Source organism: Burkholderia sp. Se-20378 (assembly GCF_017104665.1).
GTDB classification, from domain to species: Bacteria; Pseudomonadota; Gammaproteobacteria; order Burkholderiales; family Burkholderiaceae; genus Burkholderia; species Burkholderia lata.
The window spans coordinates 1-2,460 of the sequence record NZ_JAAGPG010000869.1 but is presented as its reverse complement, the minus strand read 5'-3'; the positions used below and the strand labels follow the sequence as shown (position 1 = coordinate 2,460).

Below are 2,460 nucleotides of genomic sequence, written 5' to 3'. Positions count from 1 at the left end.
CCCCCCCCGCGCCTCGACCGCCTGCCCCCCCCCTTGTCCCTACACGCCCCCTTTCCGATCTCCGCGCCCGGCGCGTACACGCTCGTGCTCGCGTGGCTGCCGCCGTACTACATGCGGCTCGGCTGGTCGCCGACGGGCGCCGGCAGCCTGCTCGGCGGCGTGACGCTCGCGGAAGTCGTCGCGGGGCTGACGATCTCGGCGACGATCGACCGCCTGCCCGATCGCCGGCCCGCGCTGCATGCGGCGATCGCGTCGCTGTTCGTCGGCTTGCTGGTGATGCTGGCCGCACCGGAAGCGCTCGCGTTGCCGGCGGCGCTGTTGATGGGCGCGGGGATCGGCGCGCTGTTTCCGCTGTCGCTGATCGTCACCGTTGACCATGCCGCGACACCGGCCGATGCCGCGTCGCTGACGGGGTTCGTCCAGGGCATCGGCTACCTGATCGCCGGGCTGTTTCCATTCGCCGCAGGCATCGTGCGCCAGCACCTCGCGGACCTGACGCCCGCATGGATCGCGATGGCTTGCCTGTGTGTCGCGCTGTTTGCACTGGCGGCAGGGTTTGCGCCAAAGCGGGTGCTGCACGCGGCGCGTGCGTAGCAGCGGCCGCCGCTCAGTTGAGCGGCTCGCAAAACGGGATCTTGTCGCGCAGCGCATTGCCTGCGGCGACCGGGTCCCGTCCTGCCGGCAACGTGACGGAAACCGACGTATGCCCGGTCTTGCTTTGCGGTTCCTGGCCTGGCCAATGGCTCTCCTTCCAGGTGGCGATCCAGTCGAGATTGCCGGCGCTCGCACCGGGCACGAAGCGCAGCCGCAAGGCACCGTCGAAGTCTTCGCTGCAATGCGGCGAGTGCTGATAGTCGTTCTCGGTGAAGCACGCGCGAATCTGCTTGCTGCAGCTGAACGGCAGCTTCGATACGCGTGGTGCGCGGGCATGGCCGCCGTTCGGCCGCAGTTCGACGAAGTCGGCGTTTTCCCAGCCTCCGCCACCGCCTGAGTAACTTTCGGACCAACCGGCCAGCACCGCGACCGCGAAACGCTCGCCGCCCAGCGGATACAGCGCGGGGTAGATCCGGAGTGGCGGCGGTTTGCCGTCGCCTTCGACCCGGTCGGCGGGCTGGTAGTCGGAGAAATCCCACCGCTGCACGACTTTCCAGCCGGCGGCGGACGCGAAACTCACTTTCAGCAACTGCGGGCCCGGCAGGATCGCGTAGTAGTTGCCCGACGTGTCGTTTTTGGCTCGGTACAGCGACGGCGCCTCGTCCGCGTCGTCGGGCCGGCCGGGCGCGCCGCACGATGCCGACGCCAACGCGCAAACCTTGCGCGGCCAGTCGCGATCGGGCACGGCGGTTTTCGCGATCTCGACAAAAGGCACGGCGCGGGCTTCGTTCGCTTCACCGGCGGCGTGGGCCGTGGATGCCGCGAGCAGAGCAGCCGTCATTCCCGCCAGACCGAACAGGCCCGATCGAATACGCGTACCCATTCAACGTTGCCCTTGTAAGGTGGCTTGCGCGCCGCGCCGTGATCGCGCGAAGTGGTCCAGTCTGCCCGAAAGCGCCCGCTCCGTGTGCAATCAGTCCGCGCTCGCGTACAGCGTCGAATCCGCGAACCCTTCGGCGTCGAGCACGGGCCCGATCAGGATCAGCGCCGTGCGCTCGATCTGCGTGCCCTGCACCTTGCCGACGATGTCGGCGAGCGTGCCGGTCACGCGCGCTTCATCGGGCCAGCTCGCACGATAGATCACCGCGACCGGGCAATCGGCGCCGTAATGCGGCAGCACTTCGTCGACGATGCGGGCGAGATGGCGCACGCCGAGATGGATCGCGAGCGTCGCGCGGTGCGCGGCGAGCGAGCCGAGGGTTTCGCCTTCCGGCATCGTCGTCTTGCCCGCGAAGCGCGTGAGGATCACCGTCTGCGCGACGCCGGGCAGCGTCAGCTCGACGCCGAGCGTCGCCGCGCACGCCGCTGTGGCCGTTACGCCGGGCACGATTTCGTATGGAATCCCGAGCGCTTTCAAGCGGCGAATCTGCTCGCCGATCGCGCCGTACAGCGACGGGTCGCCCGAATGCACGCGCGCGACATCCTGCCCTTTCGCGTGAGCGCCGGCGAGCAGCGCGACGATTGCGTCGAGGTCGAGCTCGGCCGTATTGACGACCTGTTCCGCGCGATGGCCGTCGAGCACGGCGGCCGGCACCAGCGAACCCGCATACAGGATCACCGGGCACGTGCGCACGAGGCGCTGGCCCTTCACCGTGATCAGCTCCGGGTCGCCGGGGCCCGCGCCGATGAAATACACCGTCATCGAAAAATCTCCGTCAATTCATTGAATGATCCGCCGCGCAGCCTCACGCGTGCGCGGCCGGATCGAGCGCGTCGATGAGCGCCGCGGCCGAATCGAACGCACGGTCGGCGTCGGGCAGCGGCGGACGGCGCAGCATCACGACCGGCAGCCGGCGTTCGCGCGCC

General features: G+C 69.1%; 3 protein-coding genes and 1 pseudogene. 1 reads left to right on the top strand and 3 read right to left on the bottom strand.

Annotation, left to right across the window (positions count from 1 at the left end; translation table 11 throughout):
• Positions 1-594: MFS transporter (locus G3N93_RS38420; protein ID WP_241026884.1), on the top strand; the 594-nt coding region annotated here is incomplete at its 5' end.
• Between the two features lie 13 nt (positions 595-607).
• Here the strand turns inward: G3N93_RS38420 and G3N93_RS38415 are convergent.
• The 3 genes and pseudogenes from G3N93_RS38415 to G3N93_RS38405 form a co-directional block, all read right to left on the bottom strand.
• On the bottom strand, positions 608-1,435 hold the full coding sequence (locus tag G3N93_RS38415; RefSeq protein WP_241026883.1) for a hypothetical protein: 828 nt from the start codon (positions 1,433-1,435) through the stop codon (positions 608-610).
• A gap of 132 nt (positions 1,436-1,567) precedes the next feature.
• Positions 1,568-2,296 carry a precorrin-4 C(11)-methyltransferase gene (cobM, locus tag G3N93_RS38410; protein ID WP_206135374.1) on the bottom strand — a complete coding sequence of 243 codons (729 nt, stop codon included), beginning with the start codon at positions 2,294-2,296 and terminating at the stop codon, positions 1,568-1,570.
• Between the two features lie 43 nt (positions 2,297-2,339).
• A pseudogene (locus tag G3N93_RS38405) lies at positions 2,340-2,460 on the bottom strand (cobalt-precorrin-6A reductase); the annotation flags it as partial.